Source organism: Streptomyces sp. NBC_00513, assembly GCF_041431415.1.
GTDB lineage: Bacteria > Actinomycetota > Actinomycetes > Streptomycetales > Streptomycetaceae > Streptomyces.
This window is the reverse complement of the sequence record NZ_CP107845.1, coordinates 4,548,521-4,571,486: the sequence shown is the minus strand read 5'-3', so window position 1 is coordinate 4,571,486 and position 22,966 is coordinate 4,548,521. Positions and strand designations below refer to the sequence as shown.

The 22,966-nt window shown below is 72.1% G+C and carries 22 protein-coding genes and 1 pseudogene; 12 read left to right on the top strand and 11 right to left on the bottom strand.

Annotation, left to right across the window (positions count from 1 at the left end):
- Nucleotides 1-10: 10 nt before the first annotated feature.
- From mqnC to OHA84_RS21160, 3 genes are all read right to left on the bottom strand, one after another.
- Nucleotides 11-1,210 carry a cyclic dehypoxanthinyl futalosine synthase gene (gene mqnC, locus OHA84_RS21170; RefSeq protein ID WP_053678921.1) on the bottom strand — a complete coding sequence of 400 codons (1,200 nt, stop codon included), beginning with the start codon at nucleotides 1,208-1,210 and terminating at the stop codon, nucleotides 11-13.
- A gap of 88 nt (nucleotides 1,211-1,298) precedes the next feature.
- Entirely contained in the window at nucleotides 1,299-3,017 is a 1,719-nt protein-coding gene (locus OHA84_RS21165; RefSeq protein WP_266970228.1) for a serine/threonine-protein kinase, read from the bottom strand.
- A 328-nt stretch (nucleotides 3,018-3,345) separates the two neighbouring features.
- Entirely contained in the window at nucleotides 3,346-4,209 is an 864-nt protein-coding gene (locus tag OHA84_RS21160; protein ID WP_053678917.1) for a menaquinone biosynthetic enzyme MqnA/MqnD family protein, read from the bottom strand.
- 237 nt (nucleotides 4,210-4,446) lie between these two features.
- Between OHA84_RS21160 and OHA84_RS21155 the strand changes: the two genes are divergently transcribed.
- Nucleotides 4,447-4,650 (top strand): cold-shock protein, encoded by a 204-nt coding sequence (locus OHA84_RS21155; protein WP_015610594.1) that lies wholly within the window; start codon nucleotides 4,447-4,449, stop codon nucleotides 4,648-4,650.
- A 191-nt stretch (nucleotides 4,651-4,841) separates the two neighbouring features.
- On the opposite strand, the gene OHA84_RS21150 is transcribed toward OHA84_RS21155, so the two are convergent.
- Nucleotides 4,842-6,623 carry a lytic murein transglycosylase gene (locus OHA84_RS21150; RefSeq protein WP_266970230.1) on the bottom strand — a complete coding sequence of 594 codons (1,782 nt, stop codon included), beginning with the start codon at nucleotides 6,621-6,623 and terminating at the stop codon, nucleotides 4,842-4,844.
- A gap of 403 nt (nucleotides 6,624-7,026) precedes the next feature.
- Between OHA84_RS21150 and OHA84_RS21145 the strand changes: the two genes are divergently transcribed.
- The gene (locus OHA84_RS21145) at nucleotides 7,027-7,809 is read left to right on the top strand and encodes an SDR family oxidoreductase (RefSeq protein WP_266949140.1); all 783 of its coding nucleotides are present in this window, start codon (nucleotides 7,027-7,029) and stop codon (nucleotides 7,807-7,809) included.
- Nucleotides 7,810-7,849: 40 nt separating this feature from the next.
- On the top strand, nucleotides 7,850-10,441 hold the full coding sequence (locus OHA84_RS21140; protein WP_053678913.1) for a bifunctional FO biosynthesis protein CofGH: 2,592 nt from the start codon (nucleotides 7,850-7,852) through the stop codon (nucleotides 10,439-10,441).
- A 116-nt stretch (nucleotides 10,442-10,557) separates the two neighbouring features.
- Here the strand turns inward: OHA84_RS21140 and OHA84_RS21135 are convergent.
- Nucleotides 10,558-11,467 (bottom strand): annotated as a pseudogene (locus OHA84_RS21135) (tyrosine-protein phosphatase).
- A gap of 233 nt (nucleotides 11,468-11,700) precedes the next feature.
- Between OHA84_RS21135 and OHA84_RS21130 the strand changes: the two are divergent.
- Nucleotides 11,701-13,029: an ADP-ribosylglycohydrolase family protein gene (locus tag OHA84_RS21130; protein WP_266970237.1), complete on the top strand. Its 1,329-nt coding sequence runs from the start codon at nucleotides 11,701-11,703 to the stop codon at nucleotides 13,027-13,029.
- A 95-nt stretch (nucleotides 13,030-13,124) separates the two neighbouring features.
- Here the strand turns inward: OHA84_RS21130 and OHA84_RS21125 are convergent, their stop codons facing one another.
- Nucleotides 13,125-13,877, bottom strand: coding sequence for a hotdog fold domain-containing protein (locus OHA84_RS21125; RefSeq protein ID WP_266970239.1), 753 nt, complete (start codon nucleotides 13,875-13,877; stop codon nucleotides 13,125-13,127).
- Between the two features lie 111 nt (nucleotides 13,878-13,988).
- Between OHA84_RS21125 and OHA84_RS21120 the strand changes: the two genes are divergently transcribed.
- Both OHA84_RS21120 and OHA84_RS21115 read left to right on the top strand, forming a co-directional pair.
- Nucleotides 13,989-14,849, top strand: a complete 861-nt coding sequence (locus OHA84_RS21120; protein ID WP_266970241.1) for a TIGR03619 family F420-dependent LLM class oxidoreductase — start codon at nucleotides 13,989-13,991, stop codon at nucleotides 14,847-14,849.
- Between the two features lie 108 nt (nucleotides 14,850-14,957).
- Entirely contained in the window at nucleotides 14,958-15,497 is a 540-nt protein-coding gene (locus tag OHA84_RS21115) for a hypothetical protein (RefSeq protein WP_266970243.1), read from the top strand.
- A gap of 33 nt (nucleotides 15,498-15,530) precedes the next feature.
- On the opposite strand, the gene OHA84_RS21110 is transcribed toward OHA84_RS21115, so the two are convergent.
- On the bottom strand, nucleotides 15,531-16,046 hold the full coding sequence (locus OHA84_RS21110) for a DinB family protein (protein ID WP_053678903.1): 516 nt from the start codon (nucleotides 16,044-16,046) through the stop codon (nucleotides 15,531-15,533).
- Between the two features lie 29 nt (nucleotides 16,047-16,075).
- Here OHA84_RS21110 and OHA84_RS21105 point away from each other — a divergent pair, with 29 nt between their 5' ends.
- Nucleotides 16,076-16,390 (top strand): hypothetical protein, encoded by a 315-nt coding sequence (locus OHA84_RS21105; RefSeq protein ID WP_371591431.1) that lies wholly within the window; start codon nucleotides 16,076-16,078, stop codon nucleotides 16,388-16,390.
- Here OHA84_RS21105 and OHA84_RS21100 read toward each other — a convergent pair.
- Nucleotides 16,326-16,805 (bottom strand): ATP-binding protein, encoded by a 480-nt coding sequence (locus OHA84_RS21100; protein ID WP_266970246.1) that lies wholly within the window; start codon nucleotides 16,803-16,805, stop codon nucleotides 16,326-16,328. The genes OHA84_RS21105 and OHA84_RS21100 overlap by 65 nt on opposite strands.
- Before the next feature lie 127 nt (nucleotides 16,806-16,932).
- Here OHA84_RS21100 and OHA84_RS21095 point away from each other — a divergent pair, with 127 nt between their 5' ends.
- Both OHA84_RS21095 and OHA84_RS21090 read left to right on the top strand, forming a co-directional pair.
- Complete coding sequence (locus tag OHA84_RS21095; RefSeq protein ID WP_266949126.1) at nucleotides 16,933-17,769, top strand: helix-turn-helix transcriptional regulator; 837 nt, start codon at nucleotides 16,933-16,935, stop codon at nucleotides 17,767-17,769.
- Entirely contained in the window at nucleotides 17,766-18,008 is a 243-nt protein-coding gene (locus OHA84_RS21090) for a DUF397 domain-containing protein (protein WP_266970248.1), read from the top strand. Before OHA84_RS21095 ends, OHA84_RS21090 begins: the two co-directional genes overlap by 4 nt.
- A gap of 9 nt (nucleotides 18,009-18,017) precedes the next feature.
- Here the strand turns inward: OHA84_RS21090 and OHA84_RS21085 are convergent, their stop codons facing one another.
- Complete coding sequence (locus OHA84_RS21085) at nucleotides 18,018-18,353, bottom strand: hypothetical protein (RefSeq protein ID WP_053678895.1); 336 nt, start codon at nucleotides 18,351-18,353, stop codon at nucleotides 18,018-18,020.
- 148 nt (nucleotides 18,354-18,501) lie between these two features.
- On the opposite strand from OHA84_RS21085, the gene OHA84_RS21080 reads away from it, so the two are divergent.
- Nucleotides 18,502-19,020: an FBP domain-containing protein gene (locus OHA84_RS21080; RefSeq protein WP_053678893.1), complete on the top strand. Its 519-nt coding sequence runs from the start codon at nucleotides 18,502-18,504 to the stop codon at nucleotides 19,018-19,020.
- Between the two features lie 111 nt (nucleotides 19,021-19,131).
- Nucleotides 19,132-19,530 (top strand): VOC family protein, encoded by a 399-nt coding sequence (locus OHA84_RS21075; RefSeq protein WP_266970251.1) that lies wholly within the window; start codon nucleotides 19,132-19,134, stop codon nucleotides 19,528-19,530.
- A gap of 15 nt (nucleotides 19,531-19,545) precedes the next feature.
- On the opposite strand, the gene OHA84_RS21070 is transcribed toward OHA84_RS21075, so the two are convergent.
- Nucleotides 19,546-19,842, bottom strand: coding sequence for a hypothetical protein (locus OHA84_RS21070; protein ID WP_234350045.1), 297 nt, complete (start codon nucleotides 19,840-19,842; stop codon nucleotides 19,546-19,548).
- Between the two features lie 156 nt (nucleotides 19,843-19,998).
- Nucleotides 19,999-21,558: an APC family permease gene (locus tag OHA84_RS21065; protein WP_266970253.1), complete on the bottom strand. Its 1,560-nt coding sequence runs from the start codon at nucleotides 21,556-21,558 to the stop codon at nucleotides 19,999-20,001.
- A gap of 271 nt (nucleotides 21,559-21,829) precedes the next feature.
- Here OHA84_RS21065 and OHA84_RS21060 point away from each other — a divergent pair, with 271 nt between their 5' ends.
- Nucleotides 21,830-22,918 (top strand): DNA alkylation repair protein, encoded by a 1,089-nt coding sequence (locus OHA84_RS21060; protein WP_053678888.1) that lies wholly within the window; start codon nucleotides 21,830-21,832, stop codon nucleotides 22,916-22,918.
- Nucleotides 22,919-22,966: the final 48 nt, after the last annotated feature.

Sequence of the window (22,966 nt, the reverse complement as noted above, 5' to 3'; positions counted from 1 at the left end):
TTCGGCGGCGTCAGTTCGAGGAGATGAGCTTCAGCTCGGGGTGCGCGGTGCCGCCCTCGATGGCGGTGGAGGAGATGTGGGAGACGACGCGGTCGTCGACCGGGTCGTTCGCCGGGTCGTCGTGCACGACGAGGTGCTCGTACGTCGTCGCGCGCTGCGCCGGCGTGCGGCCCGCCTTGCGGATCAGCTCGATGATCTCCATGCGGTTCGAGCGGTGCTTGGCACCGGCCGAGGAGACCACGTTCTCCTCCAGCATGATCGAGCCGAGGTCGTCCGCGCCGTAGTGCAGGGACAGTTGGCCCGCTTCCTTGCCGACCGTCAGCCAGGAGCCCTGGATGTGGGCGATGTTGTCGAGGAAGAGCCGCGCGATGGCGATCATGCGCAGGTACTCGAAGATGGTCGCCTGGGTCCGGCCCTTGAGGTGGTTGTTCTCGGGCTGGTACGTGTACGGGATGAAGGCGCGGAAGCCGCCGGTGCGGTCCTGCGTGTCGCGGATCATCGCGATGTGCTCGATGCGCTCGGCGTTGGTCTCGCCCGTGCCCATCAGCATGGTGGAGGTGGACTCGACACCCAGCTTGTGGGCGATCTCCATGATCTCCAGCCAGCGCTCGCCGGACTCCTTGAGCGGGGCGATGGCCTTGCGCGGCCGGGCCGGCAACAGTTCGGCGCCGGCGCCCGCGAAGGAGTCGAGGCCGGCCGCGTGGATGCGCTGGATGGCCTCCTCCGCCGAGACGCCCGAGATGCGGGCCATGTGCTCGACCTCGGACGCGCCGAGGGAGTGGATGACCAGCTGCGGGTACGCCTTCTTGATGGCGGAGAAGTGTTCCTCGTAGTACTCGACGCCGTAGTCCGGGTGGTGCCCGCCCTGGAACATGATCTGCGTGCCACCGAGCTCAACGGTCTCCGCGCAGCGGCGCAGGATGTCGTCGAGGCCGCGGGACCAGCCCTTCTTGGTGTCCTTCGGCGCCGCGTAGAAGGCGCAGAACTTGCACGCCGTGACGCACACGTTGGTGTAGTTGATGTTGCGCTCGATGATGTACGTCGCGATGTGCTCCGTACCCGCGTAGCGCAGCCGGCGCGCGGCGTCGGCGGCCTGGCCGAGCGCGTGCAGCGGGGCGTGCCGGTAGAGGTCGAGCGCTTCGTCCTGGGTGATCCGGCCCCCTGCGGCGGCTCGGTCGAGGACAGACTGGAGAGCGGCCTGGTCGGTCACCGGTGCGTCACCTTTCGGCGGTGTGTCAAGGGTCCGGACCGATCCAGCGTACGCCGGCGGTCCTCGGGTCCGTTCAGGGGTGCGCGGGTCAACCCCGGCGGGTCAGATCCCCTTCGGGGTTGCCCGCCGCCGCGTCGCCGGACCGGTAGTGCAGGGTCCCGTTCGCGTTGAGGGTGAAGCGTTCGTCGGCGGAGCCGTCGGAACACACGCCGGGCGCCGGGTTGGGGCCGTCCGTCGTGTCGAGGACCAGCGAACGGTCGGTGGCGGCGGCGAGCTTCCAGTTCCCGCTGCAGTCGGTGCCGAGGACGGGCAGCACCGACTTGTCGCGGGCGACGACCTGCCCGATCCGGCCGCCGCTGATGGTGATCTCGAACTCGCTCGACACGCCCAGGCGGGCCGTGGTGACCGTGCCCTTCCAGGTGCCGGCCAGCGCCTGCGGCACGGTGTCCCGGGCTACCGGGGACGGGGACGGACCGCCCGTGCTCGCGGTGGGCCCCGTGGCGGGGGCCGAATCCGCGGTACGCGGGGAGGAGGGCGGCGGGCCGGCCACCAGGCCCCTCTTCGCGCCCGACTGCCAGGGCAGCAGGTCCAGTCCGTACAGCCCGCCCGACAGCACCGCCAGCACGGCCGCCGCGGCGAGGACCACGGTGCAGCTGAACCGCCGGCCGGCCGCGCGCACGGAGACCCGCCGCCCGTCGGCGTCCGGCGCGGTGCGCGGCCCGGGTACGCCGCCGTCGGCGCCGTGCCCCGCCCCGCCCGCGTCGGGTTCCGCGCCGTACAGCAGCCCGTACGGGGTGGTGCCGCCGGGGAAGCCGTCCGGTGCCACGCCCCCGGCGGCTACCCGCTGCTCCCCGTAGGAGGAGGCGGAGGTGAACGGCACCGGGCCCGAGGGGTACTCCGGCGCCGCCTCGTCCAGGTCCAGCAGGGCCACCGCGGCCCGGTTCGCCTCCTCGACCAGCGGGGTCGGCAACCAGCCCGACACGCCCAGGGCCCCGTCCAACGCGGCCGCGATCACCGCCGGCGAGGGTCGGGCGGCCGGCGACTTCGCCAGGCAGGCCGCGATCAGGTCCCGCAGCGGTCCGGGCCCGATCCCGCCGAGGTCCGGCGTTTCGTGGACCACCTTGTAGAGGAGGGTCGCGGAGTTGTCCCCGCTGAAGGGGGCCCGGCCGGTCGCGGCGAAGACCAGGACCGCACCCAGCGAGAACACGTCCGCCGCCCCGGTCACGGGGTTGCCGAGGATCTGTTCCGGCGACATGTAGCCGGGCGAACCGACGGAGACGCCGGTGACGGTCAGCGCGGCGGCGCCGTCCGAGGCCCGGGCGATCCCGAAGTCGATCAGGCGTGGTCCGCCCGTCGGACCGCCCGCGAGGGTGAGCATCACGTTCGACGGCTTCACGTCCCGGTGGACGAGCCCCAGCCCGTGCACCGCCACCAACGCGCGGGCCAGCCCCTCCCCGACGGCCCGTACCGAGTGCTCGGGCAGCGGGCCGTACCCCGCCACGGCCCGGTCCAGCGACGGGCCCGCGACGTAGCCGGTGGCCACCCACGGCACCGGGGCCTCCGGGTCCGCGTCCAGGACCGGCGCGGTCCACTCGCCCCCCACCCGACGCGCGGCGGCGACCTCGCGGCGGAAGCGGGCGCGGAACTCCTCGTCGGAGGCGAAGTGGGGGTGGACGATCTTCACGGCGACGGTCCGGCCGCCCGCGCTGCGCCCCAGGTAGACCCGACCCATGCCCCCCGCACCGAGCCGTCCGAGCAGCCGGTAGGCGCCGATGGTCCGCGGTTCGCCCGCTTCGAGCGGCTGCATCGCGTCCCCTCCCCGAGGTTCGTGGCTCGCTGACGGTCAACCAGCACCTTAGGGGTGTCGGCCGCCGGCCGGGGAGCTTCCATCGTGTCCGGAGTACTACCGCACCACGGCGAAGGGGGGTGGTTCGATCCGGCCGAATGCGTCGGCGCACCCGGTCTCGGCCCCTTTGTTCCGTCGGCCGTTCCGCGGCGCGTTCCGTCGGCCGTTCCGTGGGGCGTTCCTCGGGCCGTTCCACCGCCGGACGGAAATGCGAAAGGGGAACGAATTCCCGGTAAACGGAACATTCCCCTTTCCGGGATGCGGAACTCGCGCCGGGGCATAAGGCGCGTCAATGTTCCGGTACGGCCACCTTCAGGAGCTCCACCGCGACATCGGCCGCGTACCCCGATGCCGATCCCGTACGGCGCGCGAATTCCCGGACGCCGGCCAGTTGCTCGGGCCCGAAGCGGAAGTCGAGCGTGGTGAAGTAGCGCTCCAACAGTTCGGCGTCGAACGCCTCCCAGCGGGCGGCCTGCTCGGCGACCTTGGTGACCTCCTCCAGGGAGACGTCCCGGGAGGCGAGGAAGGCTTCGTGGACCTTGCGCACGACGACGGGCTCGCGTTCGAGGTAGTCCTTGCGCGCGGCCCAGACGGCGAAGACGAACGGCAGCCCGGTCCACTCCTTCCACATCAGACCCAGGTCGTGCACGGCGAGGCCGAGCCGGGGCGCGTCGTGCAGGGAGGCGCGCAGCGCGGCGTCCCCGATCAGGACCGCCGCGTCGGCTTCCTGCATCATCACCCCCAGGTCAGGGGGGCAGGTGTAGTAGTCGGGCCGTACTCCGTACTGCTCGGCGAGCAGCAGTTGGGCCAGCCTCACGGACGTCCGGGAGGTCGATCCGAGAGCCACGCGGGCTCCGTCCAACCGGTCGAGCGGAACCTGCGAGACGATCACGCAGGACATCACCGGGCCGTCGCAGCCGACCGCGAGGTCGGGGAAGGCGACGAGTTGGTCGGCGTTGCGGAGGAACTCGACGAGGGTGATCGGAGCGATGTCCAGGTCGCCCCGGACGAGCCGTTCACTCAGTTTCTCGGGGGTGTCCTTGGTCAGCTCCAGGTCCAGCAGCGTGCCGGTTCTGGCCAGCCCCCAGTAGAGGGGCAGGCAGTTCAGGAACTGGATGTGGCCGACGCGGGGCCGGCTGCGATAGACGTCCACATCGCGAGACTAGCCCCCGGCTCCGCGTCAGCGATCGGGCGGGTCTCAAACGTCCGGGTGACGTGATCTTTCCCTCTGGTCTCGGCCGCAGGGTGCATGCTAGGCTCGACGCAAGTTGCAGTTTGGTTTCCCTTGCAGTACGAGGCCTGCGGAGAATGTGACCCGCAGGCTTTTGTAGTTTTCAGACTTCTTAGCAGGTTCTGGAGCAGGGCGACCCTTTGGCCCATAGGAGGGCTCATGGCTACCGGAACCGTGAAGTGGTTCAACGCTGAAAAGGGCTTCGGCTTCATCGCCCAGGACGGCGGCGGCCCGGATGTCTTCGTCCACTACTCCGCGATCAACGCCTCTGGCTTCCGCTCCCTCGAGGAGAACCAGCAGGTCACCTTCGACGTCACGCAGGGTCCGAAGGGCCCGCAGGCGGAGAACGTCATCCCGGCCTAGTCGCCTGGCCGACCGGATCGCGGTTGGATTAAGCAGTACCCAAGGAGCCCTGCCTCCTCCGTGCGAGCGGAGGTGGCGGGGCTCCTGCCTTTCCCGCTCTCCGGTGTGGGGGAATGCCGCTGCCCCGGTCACCGTCGAACGGTGACCGGGGCAGGGCGTTGTTCGGGAGCGGACGGGCCGGCGGACCGCCGTTACGGCTTGGCCGTCGTCGGGGTCGTGGGCGTCGGGTTCGCGGGTGTCGTCGGCGTCGTGGGTGTCGTCGGCGTCGTGGGCGGGACCGTCGGAGCGGCGTCGACCTTGAGCGTCAGGACCAGTTCGACCTTCTCCGGGGTGAGCACGCGCAGCTGGTAGGTGCCCGGGGCCACGCCGTCGGTGAACAGTTCCGGCAGGGCGATCCTGCCGTCGGCGCCCGTCGCGGCCAGCTCCAAGGTGGTCAGCTTCTCGCCGTCCTTGCCCTTGAAGTACGGGCCCTTGGCGGTCGCCGGGTCCACCGGGACCCACGCGTCCGTGGCCTTGTCCTTCACGACCAGGCCCGCGACGGTCTTGGTGCCGGCGATCGGCTTGCCCTTGGCGGTGGCCAGCAGCTCCACGCCCTTGAAACTGGTGCCGGTGACGACCTGGAGCGGCTTGTCGGCGCCGCTGTCCACGCGCACCAGCAGGTCCGCCGCGGGCTTCGCGAGGACGGTGCCCTTCAGCATGACCGTGAACTGGCTCGTCAGGTCGTACGCCGTGGCCCGGAAGGAGAACGTGCCCGGCTTCGGACCGGCCGTCAGCTCGGGGACGGTCGCGATGCCCTGGGCGTCGGTGGTGACGACCACGGAGTTCTTCTTGGCGGCCCGGAAGACGGTGCCGCCCGTGGTGTCGTCCTGTTCCACGGCGAACACGACCTGCTGTCCGACGGCCGGCTTGCCGTCGGCGAGCAGCGCCTTGACCTTCGGGGTCGGGGTGAAGGCGCTCCCGACCTCGGCCTTCAGCTCCGCCTCGCCGATCAGCGACAGCTTCGCGAGGCGCACGACCGGCGGCTCCGGCTTGGTGGGCGGCTTGGTCGGCGGGGTCGTCGGCTTGGTGGGCGGGGTCGTCGGCTTCGTCGGCGGCTTCTGCGGGGTGCCGCCCGTCGGCGGCCTGGTGGCCGGGGGCCTGATGACCGGCGGCCGCGGGACGGGCAGGGTGCCCGTGGGGGGCGGTGTCGGGTAGGTGCCGACGGGCGGGTTCGGGACCCCGGCGACGCCGCCTTCCTGGTACTGGCGCATGTACCCGAGGACGGCGTTCACGTACTCGCGGGAGCTGTTGTAGCTCAGGAGCGCGGCGTCGAGCTTGGCCGGGTCCGAGAGGTCCTTGTCGCCCGCGCACAGGTAGAGGCCGGTGCCCAGCGCCGCGTCGTAGATGTTGTTGGGGTCGCGTTGGCCGTCGCCGTTGCCGTCGGCGCCGTAGACCTTCCAGGTCGAGGGGATGAACTGCATCGGGCCGATCGCGCGGTCGTACTCGGTGTCCGCGTCCCACTGGCCCTTGTCGGTGTCCTTGATCTGGGCGTAGCCGTTGCCGTCCAGGCGGGGCCCGCGGATCGGACGGTCGGTGGACCCGTCGGACTTGAGCCCGTATCCGGAGGCGTGCACGGACTCGACCCGGCCTATGCCCGCCACCAGCTGCCAGGGCAGCTTGCAGTTGGGGAGCGCCGCGGCGACGGCCACTTCGGCGCGCTTGTAGGCGTCGAGGGCCGTTCCCGGTATGCCGCTCGCGCCCTCGGGGGCGCCCGCGGTCGCGGGCGGCTGCGGGTTCGCGAGGTCTTCGGGCAGGTCCAACCGGGCGTCGCCGCGGTCGGCGGCCTGGGGACTGTCCGGTGTCGGTTCGGATTCCCCCGCGCCGGCGGTCGACGGGTTGGTCACGACCGCGGCGGTGGTCAGGCTGGCCGCGAGCGCGGCCGTGCACAGGACCTTGCGTGAGGTGTTGACTACATGACGGTGAAGCGGCTTCACAGTGCGGCGATCCCCCCGAGGCGGCCGTCAGAACGTGCGGCTGGTCGAGCCGTGAATCTTCTGTCTATCAGGTATTCGGACGCGACTCGCCGGGCGCCGGGCAGATATGACACACCATTCGTCTCGGTTTCGTCATTCGTTCGGTCGGGACGGCCGGCGGGGTCGGCGCGGGCCGTTCGATCCCGCCCGAAACACCCCAATGACCCCATGTGGGCGCTCTCTTCACCCTTTGGCCCGGTTCGGATGACGGCCGGCAGCACGGGCACCGGCGCCGGCCGCTCCCGGGCGGCTCGCGGCCCCGCGACCGGGGCGCCCTCCCACCCTTCCCATCCCCGGCCCCACGCCCTACCCTGACGCCCCGTCAGATCTGCTGAGTGGGCATCACCGGCCTGGAGGGCACGCCATGCTGCTGCGAGGGAAGACCGTCATCGTGTCGGGGGTCGGGGCCGGGCTGGGGCACCAGGTGGCCGCCACCGTGGTGCGGGACGGCGGGAACGCCGTGCTGGGGGCGCGGACCGAGGCGAACCTGGTCAAGTCCGCCGCCGAGATCGACCCGGACGGGGCGCACACCGCGTACCTGCCGACCGACATCACGGACGAGGCACGCTGCGAGGCCCTGGTGGCCCTGGCCGAGGAGCGGTTCGGCGGGGTGGACGCGGTGGTGCACGTGGCGGCCTGGGACTCGTACTTCGGCGGCCTGGAGGACGCCGACTTCGGGACCTGGCAGCAGATCCTCGACGTGAACCTGTTGGGCACCCTGCGCATGACGCGGGCCGCCCTGCCCGCGCTGAAGCGGGCCGGCGGCTCCGTCGTGATCATCGGGACGCAGTCGGCGGTGGCGAGTCCGTCGCAGGTGCGGCAGGCCGCGTACGCCGCCTCCAAGGGGGCGCTGACCTCCGCCATGTACTCGATGGCCCGGGAGCTCGGGCCGTACCGGATCCGGGTCAACACCGTGCTGCCGGGCTGGATGTGGGGGCCGCCGGTGCAGGCGTTCGTGACGTTCACCGCGCACGGCGAGGGGGTGCCCGAGGAGGAGGTGCGGGCCCGGCTCACCGAGCGGATGGCACTGCCCGATCTCGCGACGGACGGGGACGTCGCGGACGCCGCCGCGTTCCTGGCATCGGACCGGGCACGGGCGATAACCGGCCAGTCTCTGCTGGTCAACGCCGGTGAGCTGATGCGATGACCCCCTCCACCGCCGGATCGGTGGATCGTATGCTCGGGCCATGACCACTCCGAGTGACGCTCCGACCGACAACGCGATGCGCCGCGCGCTCCGGCGGGCCCGCGACGGCGTCGCGCTCGACGCGACCGAGGCGGCCGTGCTCCTCCAGGCGCGCGGCGAGTCCCTGAAGGACCTCGCCGCCTCCGCCGCGCGGGTGCGGGACTCCGGGCTCGACGCCGCCGGGCGGCCCGGTGTCATCACGTACTCGCGCAAGGTGTTCATCCCCCTCACCCGTCTCTGTCGCGACAAGTGCCACTACTGCACGTTCGTCACGGTGCCCGGGAAGCTCCGCCGGGACGGCCACGGGATGTACCTCTCGCCGGACGAGGTCCTCGACATCGCGCGCAAGGGTGCCGCGATGGGCTGCAAGGAGGCCCTGTTCACCCTCGGGGACCGTCCCGAGGACCGTTGGCCCGAGGCCCGTGAGTGGCTGGACGCGCACGGCTACGACGACACCCTGGCCTACGTGCGGGCGATGGCGATCCGGGTTCTGGAGGAGACGGGTCTGCTCCCGCACCTCAATCCGGGTGTCCTGTCGTGGTCCGAGCTCCAGCGGCTGAAGCCCGTCGCGCCGTCGATGGGGATGATGCTGGAGACCACCGCGACCCGTCTGTGGTCCGAGCCCGGCGGCCCGCACCACGGTTCCCCGGACAAGGAGCCGGCGGTCCGGCTGCGGGTGCTGGAGGACGCGGGGCGTTCCAACGTCCCGTTCACGACCGGGGTGCTGATCGGCATCGGGGAGACCTACGAGGAGCGCGCCGACGCGTTCTTCGAGCTGCGGCGGATCCAGCGCAGCTACCACGGCATCCAGGAAGTGATCGTCCAGAACTTCCGGGCGAAGCCGGACACGGCCATGCGCGGCATGCCCGACGCGGAGTTGGAGGAGCTGGCGGCCGCCATCGCGGTGGCCCGGCACCTGCTCGGTCCGTCGGCCCGCATCCAGGCTCCGCCGAACCTGGTCGACGAGGAGTACGCGCTGCTGATCGGCGCGGGCATCGACGACTGGGGCGGGGTGTCGCCGCTGACGCCCGACCACGTGAACCCGGAGCGCCCCTGGCCGCACATCGAGGAGCTGGCCGCGCGGACGGCCGCCGCCGGCTTCGAGCTGCGCGAGCGCCTCACGATCTATCCGGAGTTCCTGGAGCGCGGGGAGCCGTGGCTCGATCCCCGGTTGCTGCCGCACGTGCGGGCGTTGGCCGACGCGCGGACGGGGCTGGCGGACGAGACGGCCGCGGTCGAGGGCCGGCCGTGGCAGGAGCCCGACGAGGGTTTCACCGCGTACGGGCGCACCGACCTGCACACCACGATCGACACCGAGGGGCGGACGGGCGACCGGCGCGAGGACTTCGATCACGTCTACGGGGACTGGGACGCCCTGCGGGAGGCCGCGGCGCCCGGGATGGTCCCGGAGCGGATCGACACGGACGTCCGGGCGGCCCTCGCCCGGGCGGCGGACGATCCGACGGCGCTGACCGACGAGCAGGCCCTCGCCCTGTTGCACGCGGACGGCCCGGCGTTGGACGCGCTGTGCCGGATCGCGGACGACCTGCGCAAGTCGGTGGTGGGCGACGAGGTCACGTACATCGTCACGCGGAACATCAACTTCACCAACGTCTGTTACACCGGCTGCCGCTTCTGCGCGTTCGCGCAGCGCCGTACGGACGCGGACGCGTACACGCTCTCGCTGGACCAGGTCGCCGACCGGGCGGCGCAGGCCTGGGACGTGGGCGCGGTCGAGGTGTGCATGCAGGGCGGCATCCATCCGGACCTGCCCGGGACGGCGTACTTCGACATCGCGCGGGCGGTGAAGGAGCGGGTGCCCGGCATGCACGTGCACGCCTTCTCGCCGATGGAGGTCGTCAACGGTGCCACCCGCACCGGGATGTCGGTGCGGGACTGGCTGACGGCGGCCAAGGAGGCCGGGCTGGACTCCATTCCGGGGACGGCGGCGGAGATCCTGGACGACGAGGTCCGCTGGGTGCTCACCAAGGGCAAGCTGCCGGCGGCGGACTGGATCGACGTCGTCTCCACGGCGCACGAGCTGGGCATCCGGTCCTCGTCGACGATGATGTACGGGCACGTGGACCAGCCGCGGCACTGGTTGGGGCACTTCCGCACGCTGGCCCGGATCCAGCGGGACGCGGTGGCCAAGGGCGTGGAGGGGTTCACGGAGTTCGTGACGCTCCCGTTCATCCACACCAACGCGCCGGTGTACCTGGCGGGGATCGCCCGGCCGGGTCCGACGGTCCGCGACAACCGGGCGGTGACGGCGATGGCCCGGTTGCTGCTGCACCCGCACATCACCAACATCCAGACGAGCTGGGTGAAGCTGGGCTCGGAGGGTGCGGCGGAGATGCTCCGGTCGGGTGCGAACGACCTGGGCGGGACGCTGATGGAGGAGACCATCTCGCGCATGGCGGGGTCGAGTTACGGCTCGTACAAGTCGGTGCGGGACCTGATCGCGGTCGCGGAGGCGGCCGGGCGGCCGGCGAAGGCCCGTACGACGCTGTACGGGGAGGTGCCCGAGGAGCGGCAGCGGGCGGCCGCGGCCTCGGACGGGCACCTGCCGGAGCTGCTGCCGATCGCGGAGTAGGGCCGGCAGCGGGGACGGCAGGGATCGAGCAGGGACGACGACGTGGCGCGGGGCCCGACCGGGATCGATCCGGGTCGGGCCCCGTTGCTCGCGGCGCTGCCGGACGAGGCGCGGGTTCAGCCGCCGGACACGGTGCAGCACCTGGTCAGCGCGGCGGCCGGGGAGACGGCCAGGTAGTCGGCCAGCACGGTCTCGCGCGGGACGCCGAGGGCGGTGAGCAGGGTGGCGTTCGACCAGCCGGTGCGGTCCTTGCCGGCGGTGCAGTGGAAGAGGACGGCGCGGGCGCGGTCGGTCCCGATGCCCTGGAAGACCCGGGCGTACGCCTTCCTGCCGCCCTCGCCGGACACCATGCTCTTCTCGGCGTCGATCATCGCCTCCGGCGGCTTCCTCGGGGGTCTTCGGCAGGGCCTGGAAGGAGCCGGAGCCGGCGAAGACGTCGGCCACGACGTACGTCGCGCCGGCCGGTACGCGGTCGACGTCCTTGGTGCGCTCGTCGGTCGTGCGCAGGTCGAAGACGGTCTTCACGCCCAGCCGGCGGAGCTTGGCGAGGTCGTTGTCGGTGAGCTTGGCCAGGGCGTCGGAGCGGTGGATCTCGCCCATCTTGACCCACCGGCCGTCGGTGGTGCGGTAGCCGCCGGCGTCGCGGAAGTTGGCCGTTCCCTCCAGTCGCACGAGGCGGTCGGCGAGGCGCAGGCCCTGGCCGCGCTGCGGCTTGAAGTCGAACCACTGGCGGTCGGCGGCGGGCAGTCCCGTGACCACGGCCCGGCCTCGGGAGCCGCCCTTGGCGACGACCTTGCCGTTCGCCCGGATCTCGACGCGTTCGGTGCCGCGGGTGTTCCACCGGAGGGTGAACGCACCGTCGGCGCCGGCGGTGACCGAGGCCTCGGTGAAGGGGATGGCGGAACGGCTCTGGTGCCGGCCGTCCCGGGGGGATTCCCGGCCCGCGGCGGTCGCGGCGGGGGCCGCGACCAGGGAGGCGGCGAGGGTGGTGGCGACGACGGTCGCGGCGAGGAGTGCCTTCTTCATGTCGTCGAGGCCGTGGGCCCGCGGACAACGCCGGGTGAACGCGGTATGGCCGAAAACAACCGGGTCCGAGGTCAGTGGCAAAACGTGCCACGATTGTCTCATCCGGCGAGATCCTGTCCGGAACCATTCATATTCCGGCCGTTCTCCGGCCACTTATGGGCGGCGTGACTTACTCCTTCCGGATTCGACCGAACCTGTCCACTACAGTGCGCGCCAGAGCTTGGGGGGACGACATGGACACGATGACGACCGCGACCGCGGCCGGCACGGGAACAGCCGGTACGAACGGGGTGGCGACGTCGGTGGCGACATCGGTGGAGGTGGAGGAACCGGCGCCGACCACGCCCACGTCCGCCACCACGGACGCTCCCGCCACACAGGAGGCGCGGGAGGCCCGGACGCAAACCCCGCAGGCGCAGGCACAGCTCCCGGACCAGGTGCCCGCGAACGTGCGCCCCGCCCTCTGGGGTCGGGTCGAGCAGCAGGACTTCCGCAGTCGGGTGCGCGGCACCCTGCTCGGCGCCGCCATCGGGGACGCGCTCGGCGCGCCCGTCGCCGGTCTCTCCCTCGACGGCATCCGCGAGGCGTACGGCCTGGCGGGGCTGACCGAACTCGCCCCCGCCCACGGCCGGCGGGGCACGGTCACCGCGTCCACCCAGCTCACCCTGTTCACCGTGGACGGCCTGATACGGGCCCACGTGCGCCGGGACACCGGCGGCTGGCACCCGCCGACCGACGTCCACCGGGCCTACCTGCGCTGGGCGGCGACCCAGCACGACTGGGGCCCCGACGAGCGGCGCAAGGACAACGGCTGGCTCGCCCAGGAGGAGTGGCTGTACGCCCGGCGGGGCCCGGACCGGGCCTGCATGACGGGCTTCGCCGACGAGACGCTCGGCACCCTGGAACAGCCGAAGAACCCCACCGCCCGGGACGCGGCGGCCACCGTCCGCTCGGCGCCCTTCGGGCTGCTGGTCGGCTGGGAGCCGGCGCTCGTGCTGCAACTCGCCGTGGAGTGCGCGACGCAGAGCCACGGGCACCCCACCGCGTTCCTGTCGGCCGGGGCCCTCGCGGTGATCGTCCACGGGTTGACCCGGGGCGAGTCCCTCGACGCCGCGATCCGGCGGGCCCTGGGCCTGCTGGGCGCCCGCGCCCAGCATCAGCCGGTCACGGACGCCCTCCGGCGGGCCGTCTCGGCCGCCGCCCAGGGTGAACCCAGCCCCAAGGTGGTCGAGTCGCTGTCCCCGGGCGACGGCCGCGACGCGGAGGACGCGTTGGCCGTGGCCGTGTACTGCGCCCTGGTGGCCGAGGACGTCCCGCACGGGCTGCGGCTCGCCGTCAACCACGGCGGGGACTCCACCGCCACCGGCGCCCTGTGCGGCGCGCTGTTGGGCGCCCTGCACGGGGAGACCGCCCTGCCGGCGGCCTGGTTGGCCGATCTGGAGGGGCGGTCCACGATGCTGGAACTCTCCGACGACTTCGCCCTGGAGATGACCCAGGGGCCCGCCCTGCACGGGCCCTCGGTCTCGGCTCCCGGCTGGCTGGCCCGCTACCCGCGCGGCTGACCGGACCGCTGGCGGAACCGGGCGCGCGGACCCGAACCCGAACGCGCGAACCCGGGGGCCGGGCCCGACCGGGTCCCCGCCCCGCCCGCGCCCCGTCAGGTCCGGGGGCGCGGCTCGATCCACAGGGCCTCGGCCACCGCGCACAGTTCACCGTCGGCCGTGGTCAGCGCGGTGCCCGCCGTGTACTTGCGGCCCTCGCCGCCGAGCAGCCAGGCGTACGAGATCAGGCCCGCGCCCCCGACCGGTACGGGACGCAGCAGGCGGGCCGTCAGGGCCGCCGTGACCGCGCCCGCCGGCCGGTGGGCGAGGAGGCGGCCCGCCGCGTTGCCGGGGCAGTCCAGTGCGCCCCACACCAGTTCGGGCGGCAACGTCCCGTCCGGTCCGGCGAGTTCGTCCCCCGGGGTCCACGCGGCGGCGACCAGGTCCCGGCCGGTCACCCGCCCGCAGTGCAGGCGCAGTCCGGTGGCGGGGGTGCGGCCCAGACCGCAGCCGAAGCAGTCGGCCTGTCCTTCCGGCGGGTGTGCCCGGAAGGCGTCGGCGGCCTTCTCGGCCTCCTCCCGCGAGGGTGCCCGCGGCACGTCCCCGGTCGGCGGCAGGGCGGCCCGGGTCGCGCGGGCCAGCAGCACCCCGTCGGCGTCCAGCAGGGCCGTGCCGCCGTCCGGGTCCGGGGTCGGCCAGGCCGGCGCCCCGGTCGGCACGGGCCTGCGGAAGTCCACGCGTACGGCCGTCCCCTCGGGCGCCGTCCGGCCGGCCAGCAGCCCTGCCACGTAGCCGCCGAAGGCCACGCCCGGATAGCCGTGCAGTTGCTCCGGGACCGTGATCGTCCCCGTGCCGTTCATGTCGCCCATGTCGTCACCCCGCCGTGTCGAACCCACCGTGTCGAACCCGTGTCGAACCTCTGCCGTCCGCACGCCGAACCCCGTACGTTGGCCGCCCCACGTCTCGGAGGTGCCTCGGCCATGCGGATCGCCGCCACCATTTTCCTCACCGACCTCACCGTCTCCCCCACCGGCCTCGCCCGCGCCTTGGAGCAGCGTGGGTTCTCCGGGCTCTACCTGCCCGAACACACCCACATCCCGGTGAGTCGGACCACGCCCGCACCCATGGGCGGGGACCTCCCGGAGGAGTACGGGCGCACCCTCGACCCGTTCGTGGCCCTCGGTCAGGCGTCGGCCGTGACGGAGCGCCTCGACCTCGGCACCGGCATCACCCTGGTGACCCAGCACGACCCGATCGCCCTCGCGAAGCAGGTCGCGACGTTGGACCACCTGTGCGGCGGCCGGTTCACGCTCGGGATCGGCTACGGCTGGAACGTCGAGGAGGCCGCCGACCACGGCGTCGAGTGGTCGGGCCGGCGCGAACTGGTCCGGGACCGGATGGCGCTGATGCGGGCCCTCTGGGCTCCGGAACCCACCGCGTACGAGGGCGCGTACGGCTCCGTCCAGGCCAGCCGGGCGTACCCGAAGCCGGTGCGGCCCGCGCGTGACCTCGGTTCCGGGCGCACGCTCCACGGCCCCCGCACCCTGATCGGCGGCGCGGCCGGCCCGAAGCTGTTCGCGGCCATCGCCGACCACTCGGACGGCTGGCTCCCGATCGGCGGCGGCGGCCTGGGCGAGTCCGTGCCGGTGCTGCGGCAGGTGTGGGAGGACGCGGGGCGCGACCCGAAGGACCTCCAGGTGGTCCCGTACGCGGTCCGCCCGAACGCGGGCAAGCTCGCGTACTACGAGAGCCTCGTGATCGAGGAGGTGGTGCTGCAACTCCCGTCGGCGGGCGAGGCCGAAGTGCTGCGCACCCTGGACGAGTTCGCCCCGTACCTCTGACCGGCCCACCGTGACCGGGATCGGCCCGCCGTCCCGGCGAGGGGGCGGGGGACCCCTGGTACGTTGACGCGTTCGACCGATCGGGTCGCGTCCACCGGGGGATCACTCATGCACACGAACCAGCGCGTCCGCCTCGTCGCCGTCGGCGCGACGGCCGCCCTCGCGCTCACGCTCGCCGGCTGTGGCGGCGGCGGTACGGACAAGGGCGACGACGCGAAGCGGGAGCAGGCGAAGCCCCCGGCGTCCGCATCCGGCTCGCCGACGGGCTCGCCCTCGCCCTCGGGCCCGGCGGCCGGATCCGCCGCCGGGGGCACGGGCAAGGACTCGGCGGCCGGCAGCCTGGACGGCGCCTGGATCGCGTCGGCCACCCCGGGCATGGGCGTCGTCCTCACCGTCAACGGCAAGTCGGCCTTCCTGTCGGAGTCCGCGACCGGCATCGTCTGCGAGGGCTCCGCCGGCGGCGCGACCATCGACCTGGCGTGCCCGGCCGGCAGCAGGCGGACGAAGGGCCGGGTGGAGTCCGTGGACGCCAAGAAGCTGAAGGTCGCCTGGGCCGGCGGCGCGACGGAGACCTTCGACCGGTACGCGGCGGACCGCTTCCCGACGGCCCTCCCGACCGACCTGCCGAAGCTTCCGCCGAAGCCGTAGCGGAGCCCGCGGCTCGGGCTCCGCCCGCCCGGCTCAGACTCCGGTCTGGCCGTCGAGGAGTTCGCGGATGATGTCGAGGTGGCCGTTGTGGCGGGAGGTCTCCTCGACGAGGTGGAGGAGGATCCAGCGAAGGTCCACGTGGCGGCCGTCCCGGATGGTGCGGACCGCCTTCGCGTTCAGGTCGTGCTCGGCGAGCAGGGCGCGGTAGCGGGCGCTCTGCTCCTCGTACTCGGCGAGGAGGCGGGGCAGCGGGACGTCGAGCGACTGCCGCATCTCGGGGTCGGGGTCCTCCTCGGTCACCTCGGCGAAGGGCCCGACGACCTCCTCGCCGAGGAACACGACCTGGATCCAGTGGTATTCGACCCACCGAATGTGGCCGATCAGTCCGCACACCGTCATCAGGGGCGAACCGGGGAGCGGCGCCTTGCGGGCGTCCTCCGCGGAGAGCCCCTCGCACTTGGCGCGGGCCGTGTCACGGGCGTAGTCGAGGAATGTGGTCAGCTGCGTACGCTCGTCCCAGGCGGGGGGCGTATCGGTTCGTCGTGTCATCGCGGGCAGTGTCGTACGGCGGGAAACCCGTGTCGAACGAATTAGTCGAACGGATCAGGGGGTGGCGGATGCCGGGGCAGCGCGCACGACGGGAGCGGGAGGCGGCGGCGCGCCGCCGGCGGGCGGAGCGGGCGGGTCACTGGGAGCGGCGGTTCGTCACGGACGACCGGACGCGGTTCCGGGAGGAGGCCGAAGCGCTGCGACACCAGGGCTTCGCGGACGAGGACATCAGGATCGACATGCTCTGTGGCCGCCTGACCCACCCGACGACGTACGTGCTCAGCGTGTTCGTCGCGGACCCGGGCCCGGATCCGGATCAGGGCGGGGGAAGCGGCCGGGCGTGACGAGTTCCGCCCACACCGTCTTGCCGACCGTCCTCGACACGACCCCCCAGTCGCGCGCGACGGCCGCGACGAGCCGCAGACCGTGACCGCCCTCCGCATGGTGCACGTACGGGCTCACGGCGGGCCGGGCGCCGGCCCTCGCGTCGGACACCTCGATGCGGAGCACCCCTTCCGACATCACCATCCGCAGCTCGAAGTCCCGCCCGGGGACCCGGCCGTGGACGATCGCGTTCGCGGCGAGCTCGGCGACGAGCAGCGCGGCGTCGTCGGACAGTTCGGAGCGGTGGGGGATGCCCCAGTCGTGCAGCGCCAGCAGGGCGAACCGGCGGCCGAGGCGGGCGCCGCGAGGGGTCGAGCTGAAACGCTGAGTGAACACACGTACGAGGTGGCCGGCGGGTCCGGCGGGTGCGGTCATGGAATCAACGTCCCGTTTGGACAAGGTGGTTCACAGCAATCCGACCGCTACTTTTCATCTGTACGAGTCCACGCGCTGGACAGGAGCGGTCACATACCGTGAACCTGATCGTCAGGAGGTGACCTCCATGGCGAGTGTCGACGACAACGGTGAAAGCGGTCCCGAGCCGGACGGCGACCTGCGCCACTTCGGCGAGACGGTCAAGGCCTTCCGCAAACGCGCCGGACTGACGCAGGAACAACTGCACCCCCTGATCCGCTACTCGGTGCAGTACATCGGCTCGGTGGAACAGGGCCGCCGCCACCCGTCCACGAAGTTCGTGGAGAAGGCGGAGGAGGCGCTGGACGCCTTCGGCGTGATCCGGCTCGCGGCGAAGCAGTTGCAGCGCAGGCGGGGGCTGGCGTCGTGGTTCAGGCGGTGGGCGGAGCACGAGGACAGTGCGATCGCGCTCAACACGTACGAATGCCGGGCCATCCCCGGCCTGTTGCAACCCGAGCCGTACGCGCGGGCCCTCTTCGAGACCGTCCCGCCACTGCCCACCGCGGGGGACCTGGAGGCGCGGATGGTGGCGCGGTCGGAACGGCAGAAGCTGCTGCTGCGCACCCCGTACATCATGTTCAGCTTCATCGTCGAGCAGAGTCTGATCGAACGGCGGACGGGTGGGAAGGAGGTCACCCGCGAGCTGATCGACCACCTGCTGGAGTGCTCGCTGCTGCCGAACGTGGACATCCAGATCATGCCGCTCGTCCAGCCGGTGCACGCGGGCGCCGACGGGCCCTTCCGGCTACTCGAAACCTGGGAACACGAGTGGCTGGGGTACAGCGAGGGACAGCAGTCAGGTCTCGTGATCACGGACCCGAAAGACGTCAGCATCCTTCATCGGCGGTATGCCAAACTTCGCATCCAGGCCCTCAATCCGGCTGACAGCGCGGACCTGTTGATGCGAATGCGAGGTTCTCTGTGAACGACTCCGAGTTGCGGTGGTTCAAGAGCAGCTACAGCGGCAGCCAGGGCGACAGCTGCGTCGAGGTCGCCCTCTCCTGGCACAAGTCCACCTACAGCGGCAGCCAGGGCGACGACTGCGTCGAGGTCGCCGCCTGCGCCGACACCGTGCACGTCCGGGACTCCAAGGTCGCCGCCGGTCCCGAGCTCGCCGTCGCGCCCGCCGTGTGGACGGCGTTCCTCGGCGGCGTCACCGGCTGACGGAACCCGTCACGGCGGGGGTATCGGTCCCGGCGCGGTCACGCCGATCGCCGGACGCCAGAAGCGCCCGTCAGGCAGGGCCTGACGGGCGCCGAGGAAGTAGTCCGCGTCGCGCTGGAAACCGAGACCCGGGACGATGCGCCGCAGGTGGGGCCAGATGCCGGGCACCACCCGGTACTCCCCCGTCACCATCCACGGATCGTCGCCCAGCACGAACAGGTGCCGGACCACCAGGAACTGTTCGCGCGAGAGCGAGCAGGACTCGACCATCTCCTCGTCCGGCCCGAAGCCGGTCAGGTCCCAGACGAGATTGTGCCCGTCGGCGAATGGATAGTCGCTGCTCACCGCCTCACGCTAGGGCGGGCCCCCGACCGACCGCACCTGCTTTTCACTGCCACTTCACGTGATCGTCCGGCGGGGGCGTCCCGCGGAGGCCGGTGGCGCCGGACAAAGCACGTGCAGCGGGCACGCATATCGGCGTATCGTCCCCCGCATGGACCCGCTCTCCGAGAAACAGATCCGTGGCTCCTTCGTGAACTGCACGAAGGGCGAGGCCTCCCGCCTCCGGCTGCCGCTGGACTTCGGCGACCTGCCCTGGGAGGACCTGGACTTCCTCGGCTGGGTGGACCCGGGCGCCCCGCTGCGCGCCCACCTCGTGCGGACCGGCCCCGACGGCGTGCCCGTGGGCATCACCCTGCGCGTGCCCGCGTCGAACGGCGCCAGTGCCCTGAAGTCCAGCATCTGCATGATCTGCCTGACCGGGCACGCCTCGTCCGACGTGGCGCTGCTGTCCGCTCCCCTCGCCGGGGCCCGCGGCCGGGAGGGCAACACCGTCGGCATCTACCTCTGCGCCGATCTGGCCTGCTCGCTGTACCTGCGGGGCAAGCGTCGGTCCAAGCGGGCGACGGGGGCCTACGTGGAGACCCTGAGCCTGGAGGAGCGGATCGAGCGGGCGCTCGGGAACCTCGACGGGTTCACGGCGAAGGTCACCGGCGCGCGCGTGGGCGCCTGACCGCCCCGGGCCGGGCCTGACGGCACCCCGCCCGTCCACCCATCCGCCCCATCTGACGGATCGTCCCGCGCGACCCGGCTCCCCGGCGCACGGCGGCGTACCCTGCCCCGCATGATCGATTCACGTACCCACGTTCGCGTCGCCCGCCCCTCGCTCGACCTGGAGGCCGCCGAGCGGTTCTACGTGGACGGGCTCGGTCTGGACGTCCTGTGGCGCACCAGCGGTCACGTGTCGGGTGAGCACGATCTGGTGATGGTCGGACCGACCGGGGGCGGCTGGCACTTCGAGCTGACGCACGACCCGGAGAACCCGATCCCGCCGTCCCCGACGGTCGACGACCTGTTCGTCGTCTACCTCGGCCGGGAGCCCGATCCGGCCCTCGTCCAGCGCCTGATCGAGCACGGCGGCACCCGCGTCTCCTCCCACAACCCCTACTGGGACGACTACGGCGTCACGGTCGCCGACCCCGACGGATACCGCCTGGTCCTCTGCTCCCGCACCTGGGGCTGAGGCACGCCCCGAGGGTCAGCCGATGCCGGGGGCCTTCGGCAGGCCGGCGGTCAGGGCCGTGCCGGCGCCGGAGAGGGAGGCGTCGGTGGCCTTGGTGGCGCTGCCGGCCGCCGAGGCGGTGGCGTTGACCGCCGTCTTTGCGTCGGTGACGGTCTGCGCGGGGTGGTCGGCGATCTCCACCACCCGCTTGGTGATCGGGGTGTCCCCCTGGACGACCGGTCCGTCGGCGTGCGCGACGGCCGGGGTGAGGGCGAGGGCGGCGCCGCCGGAAAGAACCAGGGCGGCGAGGTTGCGCTTCATGGTCTTCTTCATGGCCGGAACAACGACGCCGCTCGGCCGGGGTCACAGCCGGCTCGCCGCTTCCGGCGGGCCGGCCGACGCCGAGGGCCCCGGATCGTGGGGAACGATCCGGGGCCCCGGGGGATGACACGGCGGCGTGGCGGGGGCGGGCCGCGGGGCCCGCCGGGGTCAGTCCTCGACCACCAGGGCCGGCGTGGACTTCGTGAGGACCTGGCCGCGGAAGAAGGCGGGGCTGCGGCGTTCGGTGACGAACATGACGACCAGGCCGAGGGCCAGCAGGCCGACGCCGATGATGAACACGCTTCCGACGCCGAGGACCGTGGAGCCGGAGCCGTAGGACGGGTTCCACATGTCGATGAGGGTCTTGAGGAAGACGGTGGCGAGGAGCAGGCCGCCGAGGACCGGGAAGACGCCCTTGAAGAAGAGGTCGCGGGCCGAGTGCCGCAGTTCCTTGCGGAAGTACCAGGCGCAGGCGAAGGCCGTCAGCGAGTAGTAGAAGCAGATCATCAGGCCGAGCGCGAAGATCGTGTCGGTCAGGACGTTCTCGCTGACGAGCGTCATCACGGTGTAGAAGACGCCGGTGGCGACGCCCGCCATGACGGTGGCGCGGCCGGGGGTCTTGAACCGGGGGTGGACCTTGGCGTAGGAGGGCGGCAGCGCCTCGTACGTGGACATCGCGAGGACCGTGCGTGCCACCGGGATGAAGGTGGTCTGGAGGGACGCGGTGGCGGAGGCCAGGACGGCTACGAAGAGCAGGATGCCGAGCATCGGGCCCATGACGGGGCCGGCGAGGGCGGCGAAGACGTTGTCGGAGGTGTCCGGGTTGCCGAGGCCGAGGCCGGAGGTGCCGGAGCCGACGGCCATCTGGGCGGCGATGCCGGTGGCCAGGTACGAGCCGACGAGGACGATCATCGCGATGAGCGAGGCGCGGCCGGGGGTCTTGGCGGAGCCGGTGGTCTCCTCGTTGGTGGCGAGACAGGCGTCCCAGCCCCAGTACATGAAGATCGAGAGCGAGAGTCCGGCGGTGAAGGCGGCCATGGACTCGACCGCGAAGGGGTTCATCCACTGCCAGGAGAAGTCGAGGCCGGTGTCGAAGGAGCCGGCGGACGCCTTCTGGAAGGCCATGGCGACGAAGATGGCGAGGACGGCGAGCTGGAGGCCGACCAGCGCGTACTGGACGCCCTTGGTGGCCGTCATGCCGCGGTAGCTGATGGCGGTCGCGGCGGCGATGAGGGTGAGGCAGGTGGCGATGTGGACGAGTTTGTTGTCGTCCAGGGCGGAGATCGACGGGTTGTTCGTGATCTCGCCGGCCAGCAGCCAGAAGTAGGAGGTGGCGACGCCGGCCAGGTTGGACAGGACGATGATCGTGGCGATCACCAGGCCCCAGCCGCACATCCAGCCGATCCGCGGGCCGAAGGCCTTCACGGTCCAGGTGAACGAGGTGCCGCAGTCCGGCATGGCCTTGTTCAGCTCGCGGTACGCGAAGGCGACCAGGAGCATCGGGAGGAAGCCGGCCAGGAACACCGCCGGCATCTGGACGCCGACTTCCCCGGCGGTGGAGCCGAGGGTCGAGGTCAGGCAGTAGACGGGGGCGACGGTGGAGATGCCGATGACGGCGCTTCCCACCAGTCCGACGGACCCTTTTCCGAGGCCCTTGCCACGAACGTCGCCCTCGGCGACGCCGCTTACCGTGTCTCCGACCCGAGGCCGAACGTCCAGCTGTGTCATGGGTAGGGACGTTAGATGCTGCGGTTTCCTCATCCGGAGGACCAAGGTCCGTTACCGCGCGGGGCTAAATTCCTTGGAATCTTGAGGCCGAGACAGTTCACACTCTGGCAATACAAGGTTCACTCAGGCATCTATTCACGTTTCGGAAGGCACGGGGGTGGACCTTCCGGAATGCGGAAACCGCAGCCTTGCCCGTTTTGCCCCTTTCAAAACTTTCCCGCGCAAATTTTCGGGCCCCCAATACCGGGGCGCCGTCCGCCAGACTGGCCCCATGCCCACAGCCGACGAGCTCCTCAGCGCGGATACCGTCAGTAACCTGGCCGGTCTGCTGGCCCGCGCGGCCCGCACACCCCGCTCCCGAGCCCTCACCGCCCGCGCCGCATCCCTCGACGGACTCGGCTTCAGCGCACGCGTCGCCGCCGTCCGCGACGCCGTCCTCGCCGACCTGCCCGAGGACTGGCCCGCCTTCGAGGCCGTACTGCGCACCGCGATGGAGGACCCCGCCTTCGCCGGCTGGATGACCTTCCCCGTCAACGAGGCCATCGCCGTCCGCGGGCTGACCGCGTTCGAACCGGGGCTCGCGCTGCTGCGCGACCTCACCCCCCGGCTGACCGCCGAATCCGCCGTACGCCCCTTCCTGCGAGCCGATCCCGACCGCGCCCTGACGGTGATCCGCGACTGGACCGCCGACCCGGATCCGCACGTCAGACGCCTCGCGAGCGAGGGCACCCGGCCCCGGCTGCCGTGGGCGTCCCGGCTGCCCGCCTTCATCGCCGACCCGCGGCCCGCCGTGCCCGTGCTCGACGCCCTCCACCGCGACCCGTCCGAGTACGTACGCCGTTCCGTGTCCAACCACCTCAACGACATCAGCCGGGACCACCCCGGGCTCGCCGTGGAGATCGCCGCGAAGTGGCGCGCCGACGCCGACACCACGACGGATCGCGTCGTCCGGCACGGCCTGCGCACCCTGATCAAGGCCGGCCACCCCGAGACGCTGACCCTGTTGGGCCACTCCCCCGACGTCCCGGTCACCGTCGACGGGCCGCTGGTGGGCACCCCGCGCGTCGTCGTCGGCGAGCACCTCGTCTTCTCGTACGCGCTCACCCACACCGGCGAACTGCCCGCCGAGCTGGTCGTCGACTACGTGATCCACCACGTCAAGGCCAACGGGACCCGCACCCCCAAGGTCTTCAAGCTCACCACCCGCCGCCTCGCCCCCGGCGAGACCCTCACCGGGACGAAGCGGCACTCCTTCAAGCCGATCACCACCCGCCGCTACCACCCCGGGGAGCACCTGGTGCAGCTCCAGGTCAACGGCCGGGTCCGCGGCGAGGCCGCGTTCTCGCTGGACGTCCCCTGAACCCGAGCGGTGAACCCGAGCGGTGAACCCGACCGGCGGCTCGGGCCC